24 protein-coding genes are annotated in these 23,106 nt (G+C 65.9%); 16 read left to right on the top strand and 8 right to left on the bottom strand.

Annotated features, from left to right (window positions below):
• Window positions 1-61: 61 nt before the first annotated feature.
• Complete coding sequence (locus AC0WR5_RS10835; RefSeq protein ID WP_475863051.1) at window positions 62-988, top strand: dihydrodipicolinate synthase family protein; 927 nt, start codon at window positions 62-64, stop codon at window positions 986-988.
• Window positions 989-990: 2 nt separating this feature from the next.
• Here AC0WR5_RS10835 and AC0WR5_RS10840 read toward each other — a convergent pair whose 3' ends face one another.
• Together AC0WR5_RS10840 and AC0WR5_RS10845 are read right to left on the bottom strand one after the other, a co-directional pair.
• Window positions 991-2,436 (bottom strand): MFS transporter, encoded by a 1,446-nt coding sequence (locus tag AC0WR5_RS10840; RefSeq protein WP_475863052.1) that lies wholly within the window; start codon window positions 2,434-2,436, stop codon window positions 991-993.
• Window positions 2,437-2,459: 23 nt separating this feature from the next.
• Entirely contained in the window at window positions 2,460-3,164 is a 705-nt protein-coding gene (locus AC0WR5_RS10845; RefSeq protein WP_475863053.1) for a GntR family transcriptional regulator, read from the bottom strand.
• A 269-nt stretch (window positions 3,165-3,433) separates the two neighbouring features.
• Between AC0WR5_RS10845 and AC0WR5_RS10850 the strand changes: the two genes are divergently transcribed.
• The 5 genes from AC0WR5_RS10850 to AC0WR5_RS10870 all read left to right on the top strand — a co-directional run bounded on the left by AC0WR5_RS10850 (window position 3,434) and on the right by AC0WR5_RS10870 (window position 8,384).
• Window positions 3,434-4,459, top strand: coding sequence for a nitrilase-related carbon-nitrogen hydrolase (locus AC0WR5_RS10850; RefSeq protein ID WP_475863054.1), 1,026 nt, complete (start codon window positions 3,434-3,436; stop codon window positions 4,457-4,459).
• Window positions 4,460-4,728: 269 nt separating this feature from the next.
• Window positions 4,729-5,748, top strand: a complete 1,020-nt coding sequence (locus AC0WR5_RS10855) for an ABC transporter substrate-binding protein (protein ID WP_475863055.1) — start codon at window positions 4,729-4,731, stop codon at window positions 5,746-5,748.
• An 83-nt stretch (window positions 5,749-5,831) separates the two neighbouring features.
• On the top strand, window positions 5,832-6,620 hold the full coding sequence (locus AC0WR5_RS10860; protein ID WP_475863056.1) for an SDR family oxidoreductase: 789 nt from the start codon (window positions 5,832-5,834) through the stop codon (window positions 6,618-6,620).
• 85 nt (window positions 6,621-6,705) lie between these two features.
• A complete protein-coding gene (locus AC0WR5_RS10865; RefSeq protein WP_475863057.1) occupies window positions 6,706-7,563 on the top strand; it encodes an ABC transporter ATP-binding protein in 858 nt (285 codons plus the stop codon).
• 2 nt (window positions 7,564-7,565) lie between these two features.
• Complete coding sequence (locus tag AC0WR5_RS10870; protein ID WP_475863058.1) at window positions 7,566-8,384, top strand: ABC transporter permease; 819 nt, start codon at window positions 7,566-7,568, stop codon at window positions 8,382-8,384.
• 190 nt (window positions 8,385-8,574) lie between these two features.
• Here AC0WR5_RS10870 and AC0WR5_RS10875 read toward each other — a convergent pair whose 3' ends face one another.
• From AC0WR5_RS10875 to AC0WR5_RS10885, 3 genes are read right to left on the bottom strand one after another with little or no spacing between them, the layout of a single operon-like run.
• Window positions 8,575-9,603, bottom strand: a complete 1,029-nt coding sequence (locus AC0WR5_RS10875) for a PDR/VanB family oxidoreductase (RefSeq protein WP_475863059.1) — start codon at window positions 9,601-9,603, stop codon at window positions 8,575-8,577.
• Window positions 9,600-10,934, bottom strand: coding sequence for a Rieske 2Fe-2S domain-containing protein (locus AC0WR5_RS10880; protein WP_475863060.1), 1,335 nt, complete (start codon window positions 10,932-10,934; stop codon window positions 9,600-9,602). Before AC0WR5_RS10880 ends, AC0WR5_RS10875 begins: the two co-directional genes overlap by 4 nt.
• 9 nt (window positions 10,935-10,943) lie before the next feature.
• Complete coding sequence (locus tag AC0WR5_RS10885; RefSeq protein ID WP_475863061.1) at window positions 10,944-12,011, bottom strand: nitrilase-related carbon-nitrogen hydrolase; 1,068 nt, start codon at window positions 12,009-12,011, stop codon at window positions 10,944-10,946.
• Between the two features lie 259 nt (window positions 12,012-12,270).
• Here AC0WR5_RS10885 and AC0WR5_RS10890 point away from each other — a divergent pair, with 259 nt between their 5' ends.
• The 4 genes from AC0WR5_RS10890 to AC0WR5_RS10905 all read left to right on the top strand — a co-directional run bounded on the left by AC0WR5_RS10890 (window position 12,271) and on the right by AC0WR5_RS10905 (window position 15,008).
• Complete coding sequence (locus AC0WR5_RS10890) at window positions 12,271-12,960, top strand: GntR family transcriptional regulator (RefSeq protein WP_475863062.1); 690 nt, start codon at window positions 12,271-12,273, stop codon at window positions 12,958-12,960.
• A gap of 207 nt (window positions 12,961-13,167) precedes the next feature.
• Entirely contained in the window at window positions 13,168-13,788 is a 621-nt protein-coding gene (locus AC0WR5_RS10895; RefSeq protein WP_475863063.1) for an NIPSNAP family protein, read from the top strand.
• Between the two features lie 10 nt (window positions 13,789-13,798).
• Window positions 13,799-14,266, top strand: coding sequence for a RidA family protein (locus AC0WR5_RS10900; RefSeq protein WP_475863065.1), 468 nt, complete (start codon window positions 13,799-13,801; stop codon window positions 14,264-14,266).
• Between the two features lie 160 nt (window positions 14,267-14,426).
• Window positions 14,427-15,008, top strand: coding sequence for a hypothetical protein (locus AC0WR5_RS10905; RefSeq protein WP_475863067.1), 582 nt, complete (start codon window positions 14,427-14,429; stop codon window positions 15,006-15,008).
• Window positions 15,009-15,011: 3 nt separating this feature from the next.
• Here AC0WR5_RS10905 and AC0WR5_RS10910 read toward each other — a convergent pair whose 3' ends face one another.
• Window positions 15,012-15,650, bottom strand: coding sequence for an aspartate/glutamate racemase family protein (locus AC0WR5_RS10910; protein ID WP_475863069.1), 639 nt, complete (start codon window positions 15,648-15,650; stop codon window positions 15,012-15,014).
• Window positions 15,647-17,101 carry a dihydropyrimidinase gene (gene hydA / locus AC0WR5_RS10915; protein ID WP_475863071.1) on the bottom strand — a complete coding sequence of 485 codons (1,455 nt, stop codon included), beginning with the start codon at window positions 17,099-17,101 and terminating at the stop codon, window positions 15,647-15,649. Before hydA ends, AC0WR5_RS10910 begins: the two co-directional genes overlap by 4 nt.
• A 189-nt stretch (window positions 17,102-17,290) precedes the next feature.
• Here hydA and AC0WR5_RS10920 point away from each other — a divergent pair, with 189 nt between their 5' ends.
• Together AC0WR5_RS10920 and AC0WR5_RS10925 are read left to right on the top strand one after the other, a co-directional pair.
• Window positions 17,291-17,635, top strand: a complete 345-nt coding sequence (locus tag AC0WR5_RS10920) for a TfoX/Sxy family DNA transformation protein (RefSeq protein ID WP_475863073.1) — start codon at window positions 17,291-17,293, stop codon at window positions 17,633-17,635.
• An 83-nt stretch (window positions 17,636-17,718) separates the two neighbouring features.
• Window positions 17,719-17,910, top strand: coding sequence for a YqaE/Pmp3 family membrane protein (locus AC0WR5_RS10925; RefSeq protein ID WP_475863075.1), 192 nt, complete (start codon window positions 17,719-17,721; stop codon window positions 17,908-17,910).
• Window positions 17,911-18,086: 176 nt separating this feature from the next.
• On the opposite strand, the gene ndk is transcribed toward AC0WR5_RS10925, so the two are convergent.
• Window positions 18,087-18,509: a nucleoside-diphosphate kinase gene (gene ndk, locus AC0WR5_RS10930; protein ID WP_475863077.1), complete on the bottom strand. Its 423-nt coding sequence runs from the start codon at window positions 18,507-18,509 to the stop codon at window positions 18,087-18,089.
• 404 nt (window positions 18,510-18,913) lie between these two features.
• Here ndk and AC0WR5_RS10935 point away from each other — a divergent pair, with 404 nt between their 5' ends.
• The 4 genes from AC0WR5_RS10935 to AC0WR5_RS10950 all read left to right on the top strand — a co-directional run bounded on the left by AC0WR5_RS10935 (window position 18,914) and on the right by AC0WR5_RS10950 (window position 23,101).
• Complete coding sequence (locus AC0WR5_RS10935) at window positions 18,914-20,764, top strand: ABC-F family ATP-binding cassette domain-containing protein (RefSeq protein WP_475863079.1); 1,851 nt, start codon at window positions 18,914-18,916, stop codon at window positions 20,762-20,764.
• A gap of 111 nt (window positions 20,765-20,875) precedes the next feature.
• On the top strand, window positions 20,876-21,691 hold the full coding sequence (locus AC0WR5_RS10940; RefSeq protein WP_475863081.1) for a DODA-type extradiol aromatic ring-opening family dioxygenase: 816 nt from the start codon (window positions 20,876-20,878) through the stop codon (window positions 21,689-21,691).
• Window positions 21,692-21,802: 111 nt separating this feature from the next.
• Window positions 21,803-22,450 carry a MarC family protein gene (locus AC0WR5_RS10945; RefSeq protein WP_475868971.1) on the top strand — a complete coding sequence of 216 codons (648 nt, stop codon included), beginning with the start codon at window positions 21,803-21,805 and terminating at the stop codon, window positions 22,448-22,450.
• Window positions 22,451-22,519: 69 nt separating this feature from the next.
• Entirely contained in the window at window positions 22,520-23,101 is a 582-nt protein-coding gene (locus AC0WR5_RS10950; protein ID WP_475863082.1) for a retropepsin-like aspartic protease family protein, read from the top strand.
• Window positions 23,102-23,106 lie beyond the last annotated feature (5 nt).

Raw genomic sequence — 23,106 nt, forward strand, 5'->3', positions numbered from 1 at the left:
GAACATACGTCGCCGTCCGGTTCGCTCCGGGCGGCGTCTTGCCCCTCAGAAAGTCCGCCTCATGACCCTCATCACCTCTTCCAGCAAGGGCGTCTTCGTGATCGCCGTCACCCCCTTCACCGAAACGGGCGAGATCGACCGCAGCTCGATCGACAGCGTGACGGATTTCTACCTCGAAAAGGGCGCCGACGGTCTGACGATCCTCGGAATGATGGGCGAGGCTCCCAAGCTGACGCCGGACGAGGCCCTGATGATCACCCGCGCCACACTGGCGCGCATGGGTGGCAAGCCGGTAGTCGTCGGCGTCTCCGCGCCCGGCCTGGCTGCCATCCGCGATCTCTCTGCAGCGGTCATGGATGCCGGCGCCGGGGGCGTCATGGTGGCGCCGCCCGGCTCGCTCAAGACCGGAGAACAGATCGAGGCCTATTATGCCCAGGTGGTCGAGGCCATTGGCACGGATATCCCTCTGGTCCTGCAGGATTTTCCGCTCTCCACTGGCGTCCATATCTCCACCGGCACGATGCTGAGGATCTACGCCGATCACCCCTCCATCGCCGTGCTCAAGCACGAGGACTGGCCCGGCCTGGCCAAGGTCTCCGCCCTGCGCAAGGCCGAGGCAGAAGGCGCGCGCCGCGTCTCGATCCTCTGCGGCAACGGTGGCATGTTCCTGCCAGAGGAGATGGGCCGTGGCGCCGATGGCGCCATGACGGGCTTCGGTTTCCCCGAGATGATGCGCGACGTGGTGGCGCTGTCCTTCAAGGGCGACATGGGCCGCGCCCGCGACCTCTTCGACGCCTACCTGCCGCTGGTGCGATACGAGCAGCAGCCGGGCCTGGGCCTCGCCGTGCGCAAGTACGTGCTGGCCAAACGCGGCGCCATTGCCTCTGCCGCCATGCGCAAACCCGGCGCCGCCCTGCCCGCCCCGGCCGTGGCCGAAGTTGAGGCCATGCTCTCGCGGCTCGATCACCGCCTGGCCGAACTCGGCTGAGGTCAACCCTTTCTGCCGAACCCCTCAAGACGGCGGTTCGGCAGCAGCGACAGGCAGACCAGGTTCAGCACCATGATCCCCGCGGCTGTCGCGCCCAGCGTCCAGACCGGCAGTGTCGCGGTCCCGCCGGCCTCTGTCGCCAGCCCCGAACGCACCGCCATCATCCCCATCAGCGATACCCCCAGCAGCCCGCCCATCGAGCGCATGAAGGCCATCACGCCCATGGCCGCGCCCATCTGCGCACTCACCGCAGCGTTCTGGACGATCAAGGGATAGATCGGGAAGAGCATGCCGATCCCGGTCCCGAGGCAGAAGGCGGGCAACAGCACCCCCCGCAGCCCCGGATCACCTGCCATCACCAGCGTCATCGCAATGGCGCAGATGCTCGACAGCAGCGAGAAGATCCCCACCAGCGGCTTGTAGGCCGGGTGGCGCTTCAGGATCTGCGGCGGGATATAGGCCCCCACCATGCCGCCCATCACCATGACCAGCAGGCTCAGGCCTGCCTGGCTGGCGTTCAGGCCAAAGACCCTCTGAAGATAGAGTGGCAGATAGACCGCAAGGCCGAGGTTGCAGGCCACCGTCGTGGCCAGCCCCAGGCAGGTCAGCAGAATCGTGCGGTTGGTCAGCACCGCGATCGGGATCAGCGGGTCACGTCCCCGAACCATGCGCAGGGCAAAGCCCGCCCAGAAGACCGCGCTGATCGCTGCCAGCGCTTCGGCGGGCAGCACCGACCCGGCCACGTCCGGCGTTTCCGAGTTCGAAAAGATCAGCAACAGTGGTACCGTGGCCAGCAGCAACAGCAGTGCCCCGAGCCAGTCGATCGACCGCCCCCGCGTCGCTGCGCGTGGGGTCAACGCTGTCTTCACCCCGTACCAAACCAGCAGGCAGGGAATGACGTTGATCCAGAACACCGCCCGCCAGCTCAGGAATTCCGCAAGGCTTCCGCCCGCCAGCGGCCCCAGCAGCCCCGCCACCGCGTAGACGGTCGAGATGAACGCGCTGTAGAGCGGCCTGTGGCTCATTGGCACCCGGTCCGCCACCACCACGAAGGGTATCGAGACCAGGCCCCCGGCCCCTGCGCCCTGCAAGATCCGTGCTGCCACCAGCAGCGGCAGCGACGGCGCCAAGGCACAGGCAACCGAACCCGCCAGGAACAGCACGTTCGACAGCAGGAGCGCGAACCTCCGCCCCCGTATGTCGGCGATGGCGCCATAGAGCGGCGCCGAGACCATGGCCGCCATCAGGAACCCCGTAGGCACCCATGCCAGCCAGGCGCCGCCCTCGAACTCCACCATGACATCGGCCAGGATCGGCCCGACGATGGTCTGGTCCAGCGCCGCGATGAACAGCGCCAACATCGAGGCCGCCAGCAACCGTGGCGTGCCCCGCGCCGGAACACCAAGGCGCAAACGGCCGCGCTGCAGGCTGTTGTCGCCAGGGCTCACCGCGCTGTCGCTTCCCTCCGCGCTCACCGGCGAATGCCGAGGATGTAGTCCACGATGGCGTCGCGCACGTGGTCGATATGCTCGCCCATCAGCTGACGGCTCAGCTCCGGGTCATTGCCGGCCACGGCGCGGATCAATGCCCGGTGTTCATCCGCCCCCGGCCGCAGCCGGTGCGAGATCCGCGAGGTGTTGAAGATATGCGTACGCCGGCGCAGGTCGCGGATGGCCTGGGTCAGCATCGGGTTGCCCGCGGCCTCGGCCACCGAATGGTGCACCAGGTCATCGACCGCCCAGTGCTGCGCCGAGGTCACCTCGTTCAGCTGCACCAGGTGATCCAGCTGCGCCTCGACTTCCCTCAGCTTCTCCTCGCCGATCCGCCCCGTGGCCCGGCCCGCGGCTTCCACCTCCATGATCCGCCTCAGATCCAGCAGCCGCACATAGCTCTCGACGCTGATGTCGGCCACGATCAGGTTGCGCCCCGGCCCCCGCAGGATCAGCGCCTCGGCCTCCAGTCGAAACAGCGCCTCGCGCACCGGCGTGCGGCTGATCTCCATCATCTGTGCCAGACGCCGCTCGTGCAGGGCCTCGCCCGGCTTCACCTCGCCCGACAGCAGCATGTCCAGGATCCGCGCATAGGCGATCTCCGACAAGCTCTTCTCGGCATTCCCGCCGACAGCCACCGACGGGTCGCTATCGATCAGGTCTCTGGAAAATGCGATGCGGTCCACTGGCCCACTCCCATCGTACTGTTTTCATGTTTCGGGACAGGTGCTGCCGGGCGCCGGCCGAGTTGCATCCCCTTGGTCGACCAAAGCCATACCGCAACTCTCCCGGAGAGGAAAGCCTGGCACCCCTGCACTCTCTTCGTGCGGGAAAGGGCTCTCTACAGTGGCGCGAACCCATTAATACCACTCATTGACACCTTTTGCGTCCCATTGGTATACCACCTGCACACAAAACTATACAACAGACATTCAAGACTGACAGGGAGTCGCAGATGGCCATTGCACCTTGGCGCGCCACATGTATCCAGATCGAAAGCAAGATCGCCTGTAATGCCACGTCGAAAGACGCGGTATGGGAGATCATCAACGGCAACCTCGCCAACGCCATGGCCAAGATTCGCGAGGCCTGCGAGGGTCCCACCCCGCCCAAGCTCGTCGTGCTACCGGAATTCGTCTTTACCGGCCCGCAGCGTCATGTGCCTGCCAGCACCTGGATCGAGAATGCCTGCACCACGATCCCCGGCGCCATCACCGAGACGCTGGCGGATCTCTGCCGTGAATTCGACATCTACATCGCCGGCAACCATTTCGAGGTCGATCCCAAATGGCCCGACCGCTACTTCAACTCCTCCTTCCTGCTTGACCCCAATGGCGAGGTGATCCTGCGCTATCGCCGCATCAACACCGGCAGCTGGACCTCCCCCCACGACATCCTCGATGAATACCGTGCCGAATACGGCGAAGATGGTATCTTCCCCGTCGTCGATACCGAGCTCGGCCGCCTGGCGATCTATCCCTGTGGCGAGGTCAACGTGCCCGAGATCACCCGCGTCTTCATGCTGCGCGGCGCCGAGGTCATCCTGCACCCGAACAACGAGCCCCTGACCCCAATTGCCGACATGGCCAAGCAGTGCCGCGCCCACGAAAACATGGTTTACGTCATCTCGACCAACCTGGCTGGCACCGCGGGCTTCTCCGACACGCTGACCGGCGGCCATTCGATGATCGTCGATTTCCGCGGCAACCGCATCGCCTTCGAGGAAAGCGCCGAGGAGAGCATTGCCTGCTCCGCCATGATTGACGTCGCCGCGCTCCGCACGGCGCGCCAGGATCTCGGCATGGGCAACTCGATCCTGCGCACCCGCCTCGAGATGTACCGTGAATACTACGGCACCGCCGACATCTATCCCGCCAACGGCCTTGCCGCCCGGGCGGTCGAGACCAACGATGATTTCGCTCCGGTCCAGAAAAAGGCGCTGGCCAATCTAGAGGCCGCCGGGATCACCCGCGAGGCCTGATCCCCTCTCCGCCACATAGCATCAAAGACGGCCGCCCCCATCGGGCGGCCGTTTTCATATGCGGGTTTGCCTCAGGCGTGGCGCCCACGGCGGCTGATACCGAAGATTCACCGCAAACGCCGGTTTTGCAGGCAGGCAGGCCAATTTCCGCGCGCTTTTCCCGACAGCCGGACGATTTGCCATACCGACGTTTGACCGGCAAGATGCCAGTGGCATACCATTTAAATACCAAAAAGAACAAACATGCCTCTCAGCCAACAGGACCCAAGATGACACACCATTTTCTCAGGGCCACCAGCGCCCTTGCCGCCGCTGCGTTTCTGGGCACGACCTGCCTTTCCGCCGCCCAGGCACAAGAGCTAGAAGACGTGAAACTGCGCCTTGCATGGATTGCCGGCGGGGTTGATGCCCCCTTCTTCATGGCCGCTGAAAAGGGCTATTTCGCCGATGCCGGCCTAGACGTCGACATCGTCGACGGCAATGGCTCCACCGGCACGATCCAGGCCATCGGCAACGGAGATTTCGACATCGGAATCGCCGGGCTCGGCGCTCTCGCCCAGGCCCAGCAGGCCGCCGGAGCCGACAACATCATCGCCGTTGCAGGTCTCCTGCAGAAGGACCCCACCTCGATCATCAGCCTCGAGGGCTCCGGCATCACCACACCCAAGGATATCGAGGGCAAGCGCCTCGGAACCGACGCCGGAAACCTCGAGGACGGCATGATCAAGGCCTTCGCCGAGGCCAACGGCGTCGACATGGACACAGTCAAGATCATCATCGTCAACGGCGGTGCCGACCGCGTGGCCCTGCTCAAGGGCGATGTCGACTTCATCAACGGCTGGGCCAACCCTGATGGCGACAAGGTCAGCGCCATCAAGCCCATCGAAGAGCCGATGCTCTTCGCCGATTACGGGGTCAACCTGCTCGGATCCTCGGTCATCGTCCGCAAGGATTTCCTGGCCGAGCACGGTGACGAGGTGACCGGTTTCCTCGAGGCCATCATCAAGGCCAAGGCCGACGTCGCCGCCGATCCGGTCGCCGCGCGCGACATCATGATGGAATACCGCCCGGACGTCGATCCCGAGGGGATCCTGAACGAGATCAAGGTGATGCAGAAGTACGAGCACACCGCCGCCAGCGAGGGCATGCCCTATGGCGCCGTCGCCCCCGAGGACGTTCAGCTCACCATCGACCTGCTGGAGAAATACTCCGGCATGGAGCCTGGCCTGACCGTCGATGACATCTACACCGCCGATTACTACCCGGCACAGCCCGCCGCCAGCAACTGACGGCGGACCACGCACCGACGGGGCCGCCTTCCCTTCCGCGGCCCCGTCCACCGGGCAATTGCCCCACGGAAAGATCAGGACTCATGGATTTCGGACTAACCAACAAACATGCCCTCATCACCGGTGCCAGCTCCGGCCTCGGTCTCGCCATTGCCAGCGCCCTGCTGGCCGAGGGCGCAAGCGTCACCCTCTCCGGCCGCTCCGAAGAGCGCCTTGCCGCCGCCATCGAAGGCATGCCGCCGGAGCTGGCCGAACGCTGCGATTTCGTCGCAGCCGACCTCACCGATCCTGAGGTCTCGACGACCCTCGTCGCCGCTGCCAGCCGCCGCACGGGCCAGGTCGACATTCTCGTGAACAACACCGGCGGCCCGCCCCCGGGCACGCCCTCCGGCATCGACCCCGATGTGATGCAGGCGCAATACGGCGCCATGGTCGACCCGGTGATCCGCACCACCCTCGCCCTGCTTCCCGGCATGCGCGCACGCGGCTGGGGCCGGATCATCACCGTCACCTCCTCCGGCGTGGTCCAGCCGATCCCGCACCTGCCGATGTCGAACGCCCTGCGCTCCACCCTGGTGGGCTTCATGAAGTCCCTCGCCGGCGAAGTGGCGGGCGACGGCGTGACCGTCAACATCATGGCGCCGGGCCGCATCGGCACCGCACGCACCGCCTCCCTCGATGCCGCCGCCGCCTCCCGCAGCGGCAAGAGCGTCGAGGAGGTCGCCGCAGCCTCCGCCGCCAGCATCCCCGCCGGCCGCTATGGCACGCCCGAGGAGTTCGGCGCCGTCGGAGCCTTCCTCGCAAGTACCCAGGCCAGCTACGTCACCGGTTCGATCATCCGCGTCGACGGCGGTGCCATCCGCGCGGTCTGAGCCCGCCTGCTGCGGGCGATCCCCGCCCGCGGCCCACGACAACCAACAGGGAGCCGGCCCGCCCGGCAGGAGTGATATGCAAGTCATGACCCCCACCACGACCGCCCTGCAGGACCCGGTCGCGGAAGACCCCATCGAGACTCGCGCGCCCATCCGGAACACCGGGGACGGTCACGTATCGATGTCCGGCGTCACCAAGATCTTCAACAGCCGCAAGGGCAAGGTCGAAGCGCTGCGTGCCGTCGACCTCGATATCGCCCGGGGCGAGTTCGTTTCCGTGCTGGGGCCGTCGGGCTGTGGCAAATCCACACTGCTGATGCTGCTCTCCGGGTTGCTGTCGTCCACCGACGGCACGATCACCGTCGGTGACAAGGTGATCGACGCGCCCAATTCCGACCTCGGCATCGTGTTCCAGCAGGATGTTCTGTTGGAATGGCGCACCGCCATCGACAACATCCTGATCCAGGCCGAGCTGCGCAAGACCGACAAGACCGAGGCGCGCCAGAAGGCCCGCGCCCTGATGCGCATGGTCTCGCTGCAGGACTTCGAGGATGCCTACCCGAACGAGCTCTCGGGCGGCATGCGCCAGCGGGTCTCGATCTGCCGCGCCCTGCTGCACGAACCCCATCTGCTGCTGATGGACGAACCCTTCGGCGCCCTCGACGCCATGACCCGCGACCAGCTTCAGATCGACCTGATGCGCATCTGTGCCGAGCGCGACATGACCGTCTTCTTCATCACCCATTCGATCTCCGAGGCGATCTTCCTGTCGGACCGCGTCGTGGTCATGACGCCCCGCCCCGGTCAGATCGAGCGCGTGATCGACATCGACCTGCCCCGCCCCCGCCGCCTCGCCATGCGCGAGGATCCGAAGTTCATCGGCTATGTCCACGAGCTGACGGGTATCTTCAAATCTCTCGGCGTCTTCAGAGAGGAATACTGATCATGGCCTCCGTCACCGACAGCAGCTTCGAACCCCGCGCCAATATCCTGCGGCGCACCTTCGATGCCATCCCGCCCGCGCTCTGGACGCTGATCTGCGTGATCCTCTTCTGGCAGTTCATCGTACAGGTTCGCGACATCCCCGAGTACATCCTGCCCTCGCCCACCGCGATCATGGCCGAGATGATCTCCTACTGGGGCCGCCTCTGGCCCAATGCTCTGGTCACCGCCGGAGAGGTACTCTTCGGCTATCTCTGCGCCGTCCTCATCGGTATCCCGCTGGCCGTCGCCGTGGTCTATTCCGGTTTCATCCAGCGCTCGGTCTACCCGCTCATCGTGATGAGCCAGACCATCCCAAAGGTCGCCATCGCGCCGCTGCTGCTCACCTGGTTCGGCTATGGCATTGCGCCCAAGATCGTCATCGTGATCCTGCTGTCCTTCTTCCCCATCGTGATCAACACGGTGATGGGCCTGAACGCCACGACCCAGGACATGATGCACCTGGCGCGCTCCATGGGCGCCTCCGGCTGGCAGATCTTCTGGAAGTTCCGCCTGCCCCGCGCCCTGCCCAACATCTTCGCCGGGCTCAAGCTGGCCACCGTGCTCTCGGTCATCGGCGCCATCGTCGCCGAGTTCATCGGGGCCGACAAGGGGCTGGGCTACCTTATCCTCATTGCCGGGGCCAACTTCGACATCGCCCGTCAGTTCGCCGCGATCATCCTGATCTCGGTCATCGGGATGCTGTTCTTTGCCGGCATGTCCAGGCTCGAGAAGGTGACCATCCCCTGGAGACCCACAGTGGATGTCACCGGCGAGGGCTAGCCAGGAAGTCCGCCTTCCCCCTCCCTCGCAGAAGCGCCCCGGTCATCCCGCCGGGGCGTCTTTTTCTTGATCTAACCTGAATGGCCAGCCGCCCGGACCCTTCCGACTTCCGCTCGGAAGCATGAAAAGACCCCGCGCGGGCGGCGCCCGGCGGGGTAAGGTCCTGACGGGGACGTCAGCTGGGAAAAGCTCAGATATCCAGCACCAGGCGTTCGCTCCGGGCCAGCGAGCAGCAGATCATCATCACGCCGCCCCGCTGGCGCTCACGCTCCGACAGCACGTTATCGCGGTGGTCCGGCTCGCCCTCGATCACGCGCGTCTCGCAGGTGCCGCAAACCCCGGACTGGCAGGAATAAGCCACGCGCACGCCGGCCTCCTGCAGCACTTCCATGATGGTCTTGCCGGCCGGCACCTCCAGCTCGATGCCCTTGCGCTTCAGCACCACGGTAAAGCCGCGTTCGGCGCCTGCAGCTTCGACACCCTCGAAACGCTCCACATGCACGTGGCTCTCGGGACGACCTTCGCAGAGCGCCTCGAAGGCGTCGATCATCGGCGCCGGGCCACAGCAGTACAGATGGGCGCCCTCGCCTGCGGCCTTCAGGTGATGCGCCAGGTCCAGCACCGCGCCCGCACGATCATCCTCGTGCAGCGTCAGCCGCCCCCGGCCCGCGTCCAGCATCTCCAGCTCGGCCAGAAAGGCCGCAGAGGCGCGGTTGCGCACCGCGTAGATCAGTGCCCATTCGGCGCCCTGCGCCTCCAGGTGCCGGATCATCGACAGCACCGGCGTGATGCCGATTCCGCCGGCAAAAAACACGCTCTCCCGCGCCTCGGCGGCCAGCGGGAAATTGTTGCGGGTCGGCGTGACCCGCACCATGTCACCCACCCGCAGCGCCTCGCAGAGATAGGCCGAGCCGCCCTTGCTCTCGGCGTCGCGGTTCACGCCCACCACGTAGGCATCGCGGCGCTCCGGCCCGTTGGTCAGCGAATAGCTCCGCATCATGTCACCGGGCAGCGCCAGGTCCACGTGGGCGCCGGCCTCGATGCCCGGCAGGGCCCGGCCGTCAGGGGCACGCAGCTCGATGGAACGCACGGTCTCCGCCTCCCAGCGGATCGCCTGCACTCTCAGGTCCATGGTCTCGCCCAACGTCTCGACCGTTGTCTCAGGCGCCGAAACCGGCGCCTCTCCGGCGCCGGCCTCCTTTGCAAAATGGGCCGTCATTCTGCGGCCTCCGGCGGCGGGGTATAGCCCTTCATCTTGGCCATGTGCTCCTCGTAGCCGTCCAGCCAGTCGGTGCCCTTGGGCACCACAATGTCGCCGCCATGGGCCTGCCGGGCGTATTCGGGATGATCCACGAAATCTGGCAATTCCTTGTTGTCGCGCCAGGCCAGCGCGGCATCGAGCATCACCCGGCGGGTCAGGATCACCATCCGGTCAGAGGCCGCCAGGTGCTCCATGGTCCGGTCGACGATGTGGCCCATGCTCTCCTGGATCGCCTGGTCCTGCAGCGGCACGCCGACGATGCCGGTATAGCTGTCCCCCGAGCGCTGCCATTCGCGGTCGATGCCATAGTCGTTGCTGTGGTCCTTGACCGGGCGCCAGCGGCCCTTCCAGTCGGTGGTGGTCGGCAGGTATTCCAGCGGCCGCTCCAGGCCCTTCACCGGTTCGCCGTCCTTGTACTTCAGCCGCTTCTTGCCGCCGCCGGCCGCGCGGCTCAGGTCGATGTTGAAGATCATGCAGCTGTCGTCGTCGATCGGCACCCAGGCATTGGCGGTCTTGGCCTCGCCCAGTTCGCCACCGCCCGGGTAGGTGACCCAGAACGGGAAGAGATAGGAGGCATAGCGCTGGTGCTCATGGCCTTCCATGGCATCGCGCTGCGCCGAATACATCGTGCCGAAGGGCATGACCGAAACGTTGATCTTGGGCGCCTTCTCGGTCACCGTGTAGGTCTCGGGGTCGGACATATCCAGGTTGTCACCGTCGATCCCGCCCATGTGCAGAAAGCCCAGGTGCGAGGTATCGATATCCCCTTCCAGCGCCTGCATGTAGTTGCAGTCGCGGTGGGTCAGCGCGATGTTGCGGTCGTCGCCCTCGCCCATGATCGCCTCGATCTCGGGCAGCGGCGGCGGGTTGTCCTGACGCTCACCGAAATAGGCAAAGACGATGCCCCCGCTCTCGCAGGTCTTGTAGGCATAGGAGGGCGTGCCGGCCGGGTACTTCGACTTGTCCTCCAGGTTCGGCTGGTCCAGGCACTTGCCGTTCACGTCGAACTTCCAGCCGTGGTAGGCACAGCGGATGCCGCCATGTTCGTTGCGGCCAAAGAACAGCGAAGCGCAGCGGTGCGGACAGCGGTGATCCATCACCCCCACCCGGCCTTCCGTGTCGCGGAAGCCGATCAGCTTCTCGCCCAGGATCATCAGCCGCACCGGATCGCCATCCGCCACCAGCTCGGAGCTGAGGCAGACCGGGGTCCAGAACTGGCGAAAGAATTCCCCCATCAGCGTTCCGCGCCCCACGGCGCACAGATCCACGTTTTCCTCTGCTGTAATCATCTTGATCTCCTAGTGTTCAACAGTTGAGAGCGGCTCGGTTGCTCCGGCCGGCAAGGGGGTCAGAACGCCTGCGCGTTCCAGATTGGCGCGGGCCCGGGCAATGGCGGCGGTCGTCTCGCGCACGTCCACCATCGGGGCCTCGAGAAAGAAATCCGCCGGGTAGAACCGGGCGGCCTCGTAATAGGGCACGTACATCTCGTAGCGCGCCCGCAGGTGCGGATTGCTCAGCCCGGTGTCGGCGCGCCGATCCCGGCGCAGGGCCTCGATGTCGATCAGCGCGGACACGCCGATGCTCTCCCCGGCGTCCTCCTGGAAGGCCAGGGTATTGCCCACGTGATCGAGGATATGACTGCGCCCGCCGGTAAAGGTGCCGTCGGGCGAAAACCCGATGGCGCCCGCCACGTTGCCCGAGACCATGGCGCACATGTTCTCGCTCACCCGGCAGAGCTTGGCGGCCTCCTGCGCGGCGCTGAACCGCGAATTCGTCGGATGCAGGATCACCTCGGCCCCCTGCATCATCATGCAGCGTGCCACCTCGGGCACGGTGATCTCGCCACAGGCGATCACGCAGAGCCGGCCCAGCGGCGTATCCACCACCGGCATCACCTCCTCCTGCGGCGTCACCTTCAGGTAATCGCTGCGGAAATCATGCACGCTGGGAAAGGCGGCGGTGTTCACCCGCCGATAGCGCAGGATCACGTCGCCATCGGGCCCGATGATGAAGGAGGTGTTGAAATAGCGCCCCGGCCATTCCTCCGGCGCCTCGAAGGCATTGCCGCAGATATAGATCCCTTCCCGCCTGGCAAGCGCCTGCAGCGGCGCCGTCACCGGCCCCGGCAGCGTAAAGCACGCCCGGCGGATCCAGTCGGCCACCGGCATGCCCAGCGGCGGCCCCTGCAGGCCGAACTCGGGAAAGACCACCAGGTCGGGCTTATCACCGCTGGCACAGGCCGCCTCGATCATGCCGATCAGCCGCGCCCGGTTACGCCCGATCACCTCCTGCGCGGCAATGTCATCAGCCGCCTCGCAGGCTCTTTCGCTACGCATCTGGATGCATGTGGCGCGCCATGGGCTCATCGCTAGCTCCCTGTTCATCCGGCTGGCGCGCAAATTGCACGCCATTGGTATACCATTGACACTCCATGAAGCCTTTTCGGATTTCAAGCCTTCTCTGCGGGAAATCCTGAATTTCAGACTGGGGATTTCTCGCGGGGCGAGATTTTCGGCAAACCGCCCGCGCTAAAAACACTTGGAATACAATCCCTATACCTCGGGCCTTCCAAGTGTACGCCGATAGGTATAGACAGACAGACACGCGACGCGAATGGAGACGAGAATGACGGCTGCTGCCCCGATGACTGCCCCGAGCGCGGCCTCCACCCCGGAGACCAAGCAGAATCTCACCGAGCAAGTCTACCAGCAGCTCATCCAGATCCTCATCTCCGGAGAGCTCCGCCCGGGCGACGTCATCGTCGAGCGTCGCATGGCCGAGCGTCTCAATGCCTCCCGCACGCCCATCCGCGAGGCCCTAGGCCGGCTCGAGGCCGAGCGTCTCGTCTACAAGCAGGCAAACCGTGGCGTCACCGTCTCGCCCTTCTCCACCGAAGCCCTGATCGAGATCCTCAACGTCCGTCAGCTGCTCGAGGCAGAGGCCGCGCGCCTGGCCGCCGGGCGCCTGCCAAAGGCCACGATCGACCGGATCCGCACCGCCATGAACGACCTCGCGGAGAAGGAAGATGCCACCCTCGCCGACATCTGGCTGGTCGACGACATGCTGCATGGCGAGATCGCCGATGCCTCCGGAAACCATCTGCTCGCCGGCATGATCCGCGACCTGCGCCGGCGCACCCATGTGCTCAACGCCTACCGCAACCCGCACGAATCGAGCTTCGATCTCGCCGAGAACACCAAGCTTCTCGACGCGGTCGAGAGTGGCGACACCGCCCGTGCACATGATGCGATGGAACAGCACATCACCAACGTGAAGGTTGCGATCATCAACCGTCTCACCGGCATCTCGCGTTAGGGCGCCATACGTCAGCGCACTGAAACGTCTCGGCAGGGCGCCTCATTTTGCGGCGCCCTTTTTCCTGCCTGCCACCCTCCCCGTGCAAGCCCTGGCAAATCAACCGCAATTGGCGCGCAGGCAACTTGCAAAGCTGTGGCTCCTGTGGCTTCTAAACGGTATACCATTGGCGCACCTTTAGTGCGCCAGCCTGTCAGAACCGGAAAGATGACCATGCTCTACGATCTCACCACGCTTGCCCTCCTGCCCAACCGGATCGGGGCGGTGATGCCGAAACTTGCCGAAATCTACGGCAATTTCTCCTCTACCGGCACGCCGCTCGGCGTCTTCTCGGTGGAATTCGGCGTGCTGAACCGCTTCCATTTCCTCACCGAATACGAAAACACAGAAGCCCTCACCGCAGAACGTGCCCGCTGCATGGAGGCGGCCGATCCCTATGGCATCGGCGAGCATCTGGGCGGTGTCGAGCGCACCGCCTTCAAGCCCTTCGGCTTTGCCCGCCCGATCACCCCCGGCAGCTACGGCCCCTTCTACGAGTTCCGCACCTACACGCTCGCCCCCGGCGGCCTCGCGGAAACCGAGGAGGCCTGGGCCCGTGGCATTCCCGCCCGCGAGGAGCTTTCGCCGCTTCTGTCGATCATGGGCTCGGTCGAGGGCGCGCCCATGAAAATGATGCACATCTGGCCCTATGCCTCGCTCGATGCCCGTGCCGAGGCCCGGGTCGAGGGCTCGAAGCGCGGCATCTGGCCGCCGGCGGGTGGCTCCGTCCACCTCACCTCGCTGCAGTCCGAGCTGGCCATGGCCGCCGCCTGCTCCGATCTCAAGTGAGCCGCCCGGCATGACGGTCAATCTCGCCATCATCGCCCAGCTGCCGCCGCCGCCCGCACCGGTTGCCATGTTCCTGCCCGCGCGCACCACGCGCGGGCAGGTCTATCTCTCGGGCCTTGCGCCGCTCGACGACGCCGGTCAGCCGATGACCGGCAAGGTCGGCGCTGATGTCTCGCCCGAGGAGGCCCGCGCCAGGGCCCGTCGCGTGGGCCTTGCCCTGCTCGCCAACCTCCAGCGCGAGATCGGAGATCTCGACCGGGTCGACCACGTGGTCAAGCTGCTCGGCTTCGTCAACGCGCCGGCCGATTTCACCGGACATCCCGGCGTGATCGACGGCTGTTCCGAAGTCTTCATCGAGGCCTTCGGCCCCGAGGCGGGGCGCCACGCCCGCACCTCCGTGGGCGTCGCCTCCCTGCCCGGCAATATCACCTGCGAAGTCGAGGCGGTGATCGCCCTCAAGGCGCCGGATCCGGTGTAAGAGCCTGCAGCACGGTCGTTTTCACTGTTTCCTTCCGCGCTCTCATGATACGTGAGCGCGGATTTCCGCTCTTCTCAGCCGCGCCGCAATCCGTGATTTGCCATGTTGCAGATGGCAGTGAATCGTCCCTCAGGATTTCCCAGCTCAGAAGGCCCCTCCCATGCCGTTTCCCTTGCGCGCAGCCCTGCCCGCCGCCCTGCTTCTTGCCATTCCGGGCCTCGCCCTGGCCGATGGCAATCTTTTCCAGTTCGACGGCGGCAGCGCCGGCTCCCGGGCGGTGATCTCGGGCAGCGGCGGCCCGCTCACCTTCGGCGCAACCTATCTCGAATACCAGGGCGGCTCCGCCCTTAGCGCCTATGTCGCCTATGGCGTCACCTTCGACGATCTCGGCACGTTCCGCATTGGCCCGAGCCTCGGCAAATCCTATAACGATCACGGCCCCGACGAAGACCTCGAGCTCGGCGGCCGCCTCGCCTTCGAACGCGGCCAGGTCACCTCCTTCGGCCGGCTCGGCCTGGATGCCAGCTACGACACCGTCGACAACACCTGGTTCACCGGGCTGCAAACGGGTTTCGGGCGCTCCGGCTTCGCGGTCGAGGCCTCTGCCGAAGGCAGCGACAATTACGATGAACAGACCCTCGGCGTCTCGCAGCGCCTCGGCGATGGGCCCACCACCCTGCGCGCAGGCTATCGCTTCGATGCCGATGCCTTCTACTTCGGCGCCGCGATCAAGACCTTCTGAGGCTCACAGAACAGCGCCGAGCGCCATCACGGCGCCGGCCATCACCGGGTCGATCACCGGCACGCCGATCTCGGCTTCCAGACGGGCGCGTATCGGCGCCATCCCGGCACAGCCCAGCACCACCGCCCCCGCGCCCATGCCCCTCAGCCGGCGGCCGAGGTCGACACAGCGCGCAAAGACCTCCGGGTCCCGCCCCGAGGCCAGCGCCGAAACGCCGGGGAGTGCCAGCTCCCCGGCAAAGCGGCTCTCCACCCCCATGGCGCGGATCCGGCGCCGGTGCCGCTCCAGCACCCCGGGCGCAAGCGCGATGATCCCGAAGCGGTCCGCCCGCGCCATGGCGGTCAGCAGGCTGGCCTCCTGAATGCCGATCACCGGCGCCCCCTGCGCGCCCCGCGCAATCTCCACACCAGGATCGGAGAAACAGGCACTCACATAGGCATCCGCCCGCCGCGCCGCCACCCGCGCCGCAAAGCCGAGGCCGGCCCGCGCCACGTCCGCATCGCTGGCAATGGTCGCCGGCCCGTCCGAGAGCTCCTCGCAGACAAACAGCACTCCCGCACCGGCCAGTGGCGCCACCACCTCGGCAATCCCCTCGGTCACCGCGACGGTGGAATTCGGGTTCAGGATCAGGATCTCCTTCACCTCAGCACCGCGCCGAAGTTCTGCGCCGGGTCCAGCTCCTTGGCGGTGTATCCCGGCTTGCCGCGCAGATCGACGGGCGCCCGGGCGATGAACCTCCCCTGCCCCTCGCGGGCCTTCAGCGCGCCATCCTCCACGATCACCGCGCCGCGCGTCATCACCAGCTCCGGCGCGCCGGTCAGCTCCATGCCCTCGAAGGGGCTGAAATCCATGTTGTCGTGCTGATCGGCCAGCGTCACCTGCCGCGTCACCTCCGGGTTCCAGATCGCGATATCCGCGTCCATCCCCGGCGCGATCCGCCCCTTGCGCGTCACGCCGAATGTCTTGGCCGCATTGGTCGAGGACAGCGCCACGAACTGCTCCAGCGTGATCCGCCCCGTCATCACGCCTTCGGAAAAGAGATACGGCAGCCGGGCCGCGATCCCCGGCATGCCATTGGCGATCTTCGGATAGGCCACGTCGCGCCCATTGGCGAACTTGCCCGTCTCGTCAAAGCGATAGGGCGCATGGTCCGAGGATACGCTCTCGAATGTTCCCATCGCCACGTGATGCCAGAGCGCATCCTGCGTCGCGCGGTCGCGCACCGGCGGCGAACAGATGTACTTGGCCCCCTCCATGCCCTCGCGGTCCAGGTCCGCACGCGTCAGCGCCAGGTACTGAGGACAGGTCTCTGCAAAGAGCTTCACCCCCGCCTGCTTCTCCCGCCGCACGATCTCGGCGCCACCCGCCGTGCTGACATGGACGATGAACAGCGGCGCATCGGCCAGCTTCGCCAGCTGGATCATCCGGTGGATCGCCTCTTCCTCGGCCAGTTCGGGCCGGCTGATCGCGTGGTATTTCGGCGCCGTCAGCCCCTCGCGCGCCAGCTGCCGGTTCATCCATTTCACCATGCCGTCATTCTCGGAATGTACCATGGTGATGGCGCCGTGCTCGCGTGCCACGCTCAGGATATCCAGCATCTGCGCATCGGGCAGCACCAGTGCGTCATATGTGGTGAACACCTTGAAGCTGGTGATGCCGCGCTGAAACGCCCGCGGCAGCTGGTCGGACAACACCTCTTCCGACGGGTCCGAAACGATCAGGTGATAGGAATAGTCGATGACCGACCGCGCGCCGCGCTGGTCATAGGTCTCGATGACGTTGTCGATGCTCTGGCCCCGGTGCTGGGCCGCAAAGGGGATGAAGCTCGAATTGCCGCCAAAGGCCGCGCTGATCGAGCCCGAGAGGTAATCATCCGCCGTCATCAGCCCGGTGGCGCTTTCCTGCGCGATATGGGCATGGGCCTCGATGCCGCCCGGCATCACGATGCGCCCGCCCGCATCGACGCGGCGGTCTCCCCCGTCCAGCTTTTCGGCCACCGCCACGATCCGCCCGTCGCGGATCCCGATATCCCCGTCAAAGAGGAAATCCGCCGTGGCGATCTGTCCGCCATGAATGACCGTGTCGAAGTGCATGTCCCGCCCCCGGTAAAGTACGCCATTGGTATACCGTTACGAAACCATGCGCTCCGCCGGGATGCAAGGTGCCCCGGCGCCCATGGCGCAGATCGCAGCCGAAACCCCGCCCCTGCACCCGCTGAAAGGCCCGCACATCGGGCAGATCACGCTTGACCGTCGGCGCGCGCCGGCCGAAACCTCGCCCCCATGAGCGCCCTCACCACCATCCGCAATCTCGGCCCCGCCATGGAAAAGGCGCTGACCCGCGCCGGCATCCCCACCGCCGAGGCACTGCGGGCGCTCCCGCCTGACGAGGTCTATGCGCGCCTGCTGAAATCCGGCCAGAGGCCGCATTTCATCACCTATTACGCCATGGTCATGGGGCTTCAGGGCCGCCCCTGGAACGATTGCCGGGGCGCCGAGAAAGAGGCGCTGCGCGCCCGCTTCGACGCGATCTGCTCCGCCGCCAAGGGCCCGCCCGCCGAGGGCGAGCTGCCCCCTGATCTTGCCGCCTTCCTGCACCGGATGGGGATTCACCCGGCGCCAGAGTGAGCCCCCGCAGCCAATCTTGCACGGAACCCGTGCAGCCCCCTTCCCGTTGGGTCTGCAACCGCAGATACGGAAAGGACCATATCATGGACCAGACACGCACCCGCGATCCCATCGGCGCAGACCTCCTGCGCGTCCTCATCGCCATCCTTCTGCCGCCCGTCGGCGTGCTGCTGCAGGTGGGCTTCGGCAAGCACTTCTGGATCAACCTGATCCTGACGATCCTGGGCTATATCCCCGGCATCATCCACGCTCTCTGGGTCATCCTGCGCGACTGACGGAAGGAGGCGCCCGGCTCCCTCATCTGGCCCAAAATATCCCGGGGGAGCGCCGCAGGCGCGGGGGCAGAGCCCCACCCCGCATCAGCCCCCACCCCGCATCCGCAACGAAAAACCGCCGGAGACTGCTCTCCGGCGGTTTTCATGTCTCACGTCGCGTCGAATGAAAGGACGGCTCAGCCGACCAGTTCGAGGCCCGAGAAGAAGTAGGCGATTTCCTCGGCCGCGGTTTCCGGAGCATCGGAGCCGTGCACGGAGTTTTCACCCACGGATTCAGCGAACTCGGCACGGATGGTGCCGGCGGCAGCGTCTGCGGGGTTGGTTGCACCCATGACTTCGCGGTTCTTCGCGATGGCGCCTTCGCCTTCCAGAACCTGCACGACGACCGGAGCGGAGGCCATGAATTCGGTCAGTTCGCCGAAGAAGGGGCGTTCCTTGTGCACCGAGTAGAACTCGCCGGCTTGCGCGATGGTCAGCTGGATGCGCTTCTGTGCGACAATGCGCAGGCCGGCATCTTCGAACTTGGCGTTGATCTTGCCGGTCAGGTTGCGGCGGGTTGCGTCGGGCTTGATGATCGAAAGGGTGCGTTCGATGGCCATGTCTCGGTCTCTCTATGTCTCAGGGCAGCCCCGAGGGGCCGCATGTGTGATCGGCGTTCGGGTACCATGAGGGGGGGCGTTTGAAAAGCCGTCAATTGGAGCGCGGGTGGTGCGCGGGCGGCTTGGGTGCGGGGGGCTCCGCCCCCGGCCTGCGGCCTCCCCCGACGTATTTTCGGGAAAGATGAACGGGAGGGGCGCGCGCTCCGTTAAAGGGGGGAGTTTCCCTGATCCGCACCGTCGCGATACCGACGTGATACCGACGTGATACCGACGTGGCATTTTCGGGCGCTTTACCCTGTTAACCTTGGGTTTTCGCGCCGATTCGGCGGGCAACGGCGTGCGCACCCGGTCAGCACCCGGTAACACTGATTGACGGCCCCTCCGGCTTCGGGCAGAGAGCAGCCATGTTGCGCATCCAAGATATCACCTATTCCATCGCCGGCCGCACCCTCATCGAGGGCGCCTCCGCCACCATTCCCGAAGGCCACAAGGTTGGGATCGTGGGGCGCAACGGCGCCGGCAAATCGACGCTGTTCAAGATCCTGCGCGGCGAGCTGCCGCTGGAGGGCGGCACCGTCTCGCTACCGTCCAAGGCCCGCATCGGCGGCGTCGCTCAGGAGGTGCCGGGCAACGAGGTCTCGCTGATCGACACCGTTCTGGCCGCCGACATCGAGCGCGCAGAGCTGCTGGCCGAGGCCGAGACCGCTCAGGATGCCGCCCGCATTGCCGATATCCAGACCCGCCTGGCCGATATCGACGCCTGGTCCGCCGAGGGCCGCGCCAGCTCGATCCTCAAGGGCCTGGGCTTTACCGACGAGGAGCAGCGCATGCCCTGCTCCGCCTTCTCCGGCGGCTGGCGGATGCGCGTGGCCCTGGCCGCGGTGCTCTTTGCCCAGCCCGACCTGCTGCTGCTCGACGAACCGACCAACTACCTCGACCTCGAAGGAGCGCTCTGGCTCGAGAGCTATCTCACGCGCTATCCCCACACCGTACTGATCATTTCCCACGATCGCGGGCTTCTGAACCGCGCCGTCGATCACATCCTGCATCTCGATCAGAAGAAGCTGACGCTCTACACCGGCCCCTACGACCAGTTCGCCCGCCAGCGCGCCGAGAAACGGGCCCTGCAGGCCGCAGCAGCCAAGAAGCAGAGCGCCAAGCGCGAGCACCTGCAGGCCTTCGTCGATCGTTTCAAGGCCAAGGCGAGCAAGGCCAAGCAGGCGCAATCGCGCGTCAAGATGCTGGAAAAGATGGAGAAGATCACCGCGCCCGAGGACGAGGCCCGCACGGTCTTCACCTTCCCGGAGCCCGAGGAGCTTTCGCCACCGATCATCTCGGTCGAGGGCGCCAGCACCGGCTATGGCGAGACGGTGATCCTGCGCGGCATGAACCTGCGCATCGACCAGGACGACCGCATCGCGCTGCTCGGCCGCAATGGCGAGGGCAAGTCGACCCTGTCCAAGATGCTCTCGGACCGGCTGCCCCTGATCGACGGCAAGATGGTGCGCAGCTCCAAGCTCCGCATCGGTTTCTTTGCCCAGCACCAGGTCGATGAACTCTTCGTCGACGAGACCCCCCTGCAGCACCTTCAGAGCGCCCGCCCCGGCGAGCACCAGTCGAAGCTGCGCGCGCGGCTCGCGGGCTTCGGCCTCGGCGCCGATCAGGCCGAGACCGAGGTGGGCCGCCTCTCCGGCGGTCAGAAGGCGCGGCTCTCGCTGCTTCTGGCCACGCTCGATGCACCGCACATGCTGATCCTCGACGAACCGACCAACCACCTCGACATCGAGAGCCGCGAGGCCCTCGTGGAGGCACTGACCGCCTATTCCGGCGCGGTGATCCTCGTCAGCCACGACATGCACCTGCTCAGCCTGGTGGCCGACCGGCTCTGGCTGGTCAAGGATGGTCGGGTGAACCCCTACGAGGGTGACCTCGAAGCCTATCGGCAGATGCTGCTGACGCCGGAAAAGCCGTCCCAGGCCAAGGAAAAACCCGCGCCCAAGCCCAAGCGGGCCTCGCGCGACGAGATCCTGGCCCTGCGCGCCGAGGTCCGCAAATGCGAGGAGCGGGTCGAGAAGCTGAACCAGATGAGTGACAAGCTCTCCTCCAAGCTCGCCGACCCCGCCCTCTACGAGAGCGACAAGGTGGGCGAACTCGAGGTCTGGAACCGCAAGTACGCCGAACTGCGGGAGGCCATGTCCAAGGCCGAAACGCTCTGGGAAAGCGCCCTCGTGAAGCTGGAAAAGGCCGAGGCCTGACGGCCTGATCCCCCCTGCGCCTTTTTGCGTAGCCCCCTGTGCGAAACGGGGGGCTATGCCATTGGCAAGACAGCGCCTATCTTCCTGTTAACCCCGATACAGGAGGAAAAAATGTCCGGCCTCATGCCCACTTACTTCATTTCGCACGGTGGCGGCCCCTGGCCCTGGATCCCCGACATGCGCGCGGCCTTCGTCAACCTCGAAGCCTCGCTCGTCGAGATGGGCAAGGAACTCGGTCACAAGCCCCGCGCCATCCTCATGGTCTCCGGCCACTGGGAGACGGAGAGCTATACGGTGATGTCCGCGCCCAAGCCGCCGATGGTCTATGACTACTACGGTTTCCCGCCTGAAACCTACAAGATCCAGTACCCCGCCCCCGGCGCCCCGGACCTTGCCCTGCGCACGAAAGAGCTGCTGGAGGCCGCCGGCCTGCCAACGCGCCTCGACGACAAACAGGGGTTCGACCACGGCACCTTCGTGCCGGCCCGGATCATGTACCCCGATGCCGACATGCCGATCTATCAGTTGTCCCTGCGCCATGGCTACAGCCCCGAGGAGCACTTCGCCGTCGGCCGCGCCCTGGCGTCGCTGCGCGAGGAAGGCGTGGTGATCATCGGCTCGGGCCTGTCGTTCCACAACCTGCGCCTCTTCGGCCCGCCCGCCAAGCAGCCCTCCGAGGCCTTCGACGCCTGGCTGGCCGACACAATGGCCCAGCCCGGTGACAAGCGCACCGCCGCCCTCCTCGACTGGGAGAGCGCGCCCTACGCCCGGGTCTGTCACGCCCACGAGGATCACCTCGTACCGCTCTTCGTCGCCCTCGGCGCGGCGGAACAGGACGAGGCCGTGCGCACCTACCACGACAGCAACATCTTCGGCGGCGTTATGGCCTCGAGCTACCGCTTCGGCGCCCTCCCCGAAGCCGCCTGAGACCGCCCGCCCAGGCCCTGAAAAAGGCAACGTCAGGGCATTGCCCCTGACGTTGCATCCACAGGTTCCAAAACCCTCGCCCGGTAGCGGGCGGCGTGTTAACGCATGTTTATGGAACAGGGCTTTATCATCACCGCATTCGTCACGCTCTTCGTGATCATCGATCCGGTCGGGCTGACACCGCTCTTTGCCGCTCTCACACAGGGGCAAACGGCGAAACAACGCCGTGTCATCGCGATCCGGGCCTGCCTGATCGCCTTCCTGATCCTGCTCGTCTTCACCTTCTTCGGTGAACAGGTGCTGGGCTTCGTCGGCATTTCCATGCCCGCCTTCCGCATCGCGGGCGGGCTCCTGCTGTTCCTCACCGCGCTCGACATGCTCTTCGAACGCCGCACGAAACGGCGCGAGAACCAGTCCGAAGGGGCCGAGGCGGAATACGACGAGGGGCATGACCCTTCTGTCTTTCCCATGGCCATCCCGCTCATTGCCGGCCCGGGCGCAATCGCCACGGTGATCCTCCTCGCGGGCCAACAGCCGGGATTTGCGGGCATCGCCCTGGCAATCGGCGTCACCGCCCTGGTGCTCGGTGTCGTCTTCGTCTTCCTGCTCACTGCCGGCCCGCTCGAGCGGCTCCTGGGCCGCACCGGCATCAACGTGGTCACCCGGCTGCTCGGCATGCTGCTCGCCGCGCTCTCGGTGCAGTTCGTCCTCGACGGCCTCAAGGCATTCGGCTTTGCCTCTCAGGCAGTTGCGGGCTGACGTGACGCTCACGCAAGCGTTCCACGCCTTCCGGGTGACAGCGCTCTGCCCTGTGCTTATATCTGTCTCATGAACGGATCTGACCTCGGACAAGGCCTCTACCTGATCCTGATGCTCGTCGGCATCGGGGGGTATTTCATCGTTGCCAACCGCGCCCATTTCGGGCGGATGGCGCGCCACGCCGTGCTCTGGGCGCTGATCTTCGTCGGCGTCATCGCAGCCTTCGGCATGTGGGACGACGTCCGCCAGACGATCGCGCCCGCCCAGACCATCAGCGCCGACGGCACCGCCGTCGACCTGCCCCGGGGTCGCGACGGGCACTACTATGCAGTGCTTGAAATCAACGGGCACAAGCAGCCCTTCCTGGTCGACACCGGCGCCTCGGACATGGTGCTGACCCAGAAGGCCGCCGAAAACATCGGCATCGACCTCGACAGCCTCGTCTATTCCGGCTCGGCGGGCACCGCCAACGGCAAGGTCCGTACCGCGCCGGTGGTTCTCGATACCGTGGCCCTCGGCCCGGTGGTCGACCGCAACGTGCGCGCCTCGGTCAACGACGGTGATCTCTTCATGCCACTGCTGGGCATGTCCTACCTCAGCCGGTTCTCCAAGATCGAGATCGAGGACGGCGCCCTGCGCCTGACGCGCTAGGGCCA

The organism is Pseudooceanicola sp. DL12 (assembly GCF_056270665.1).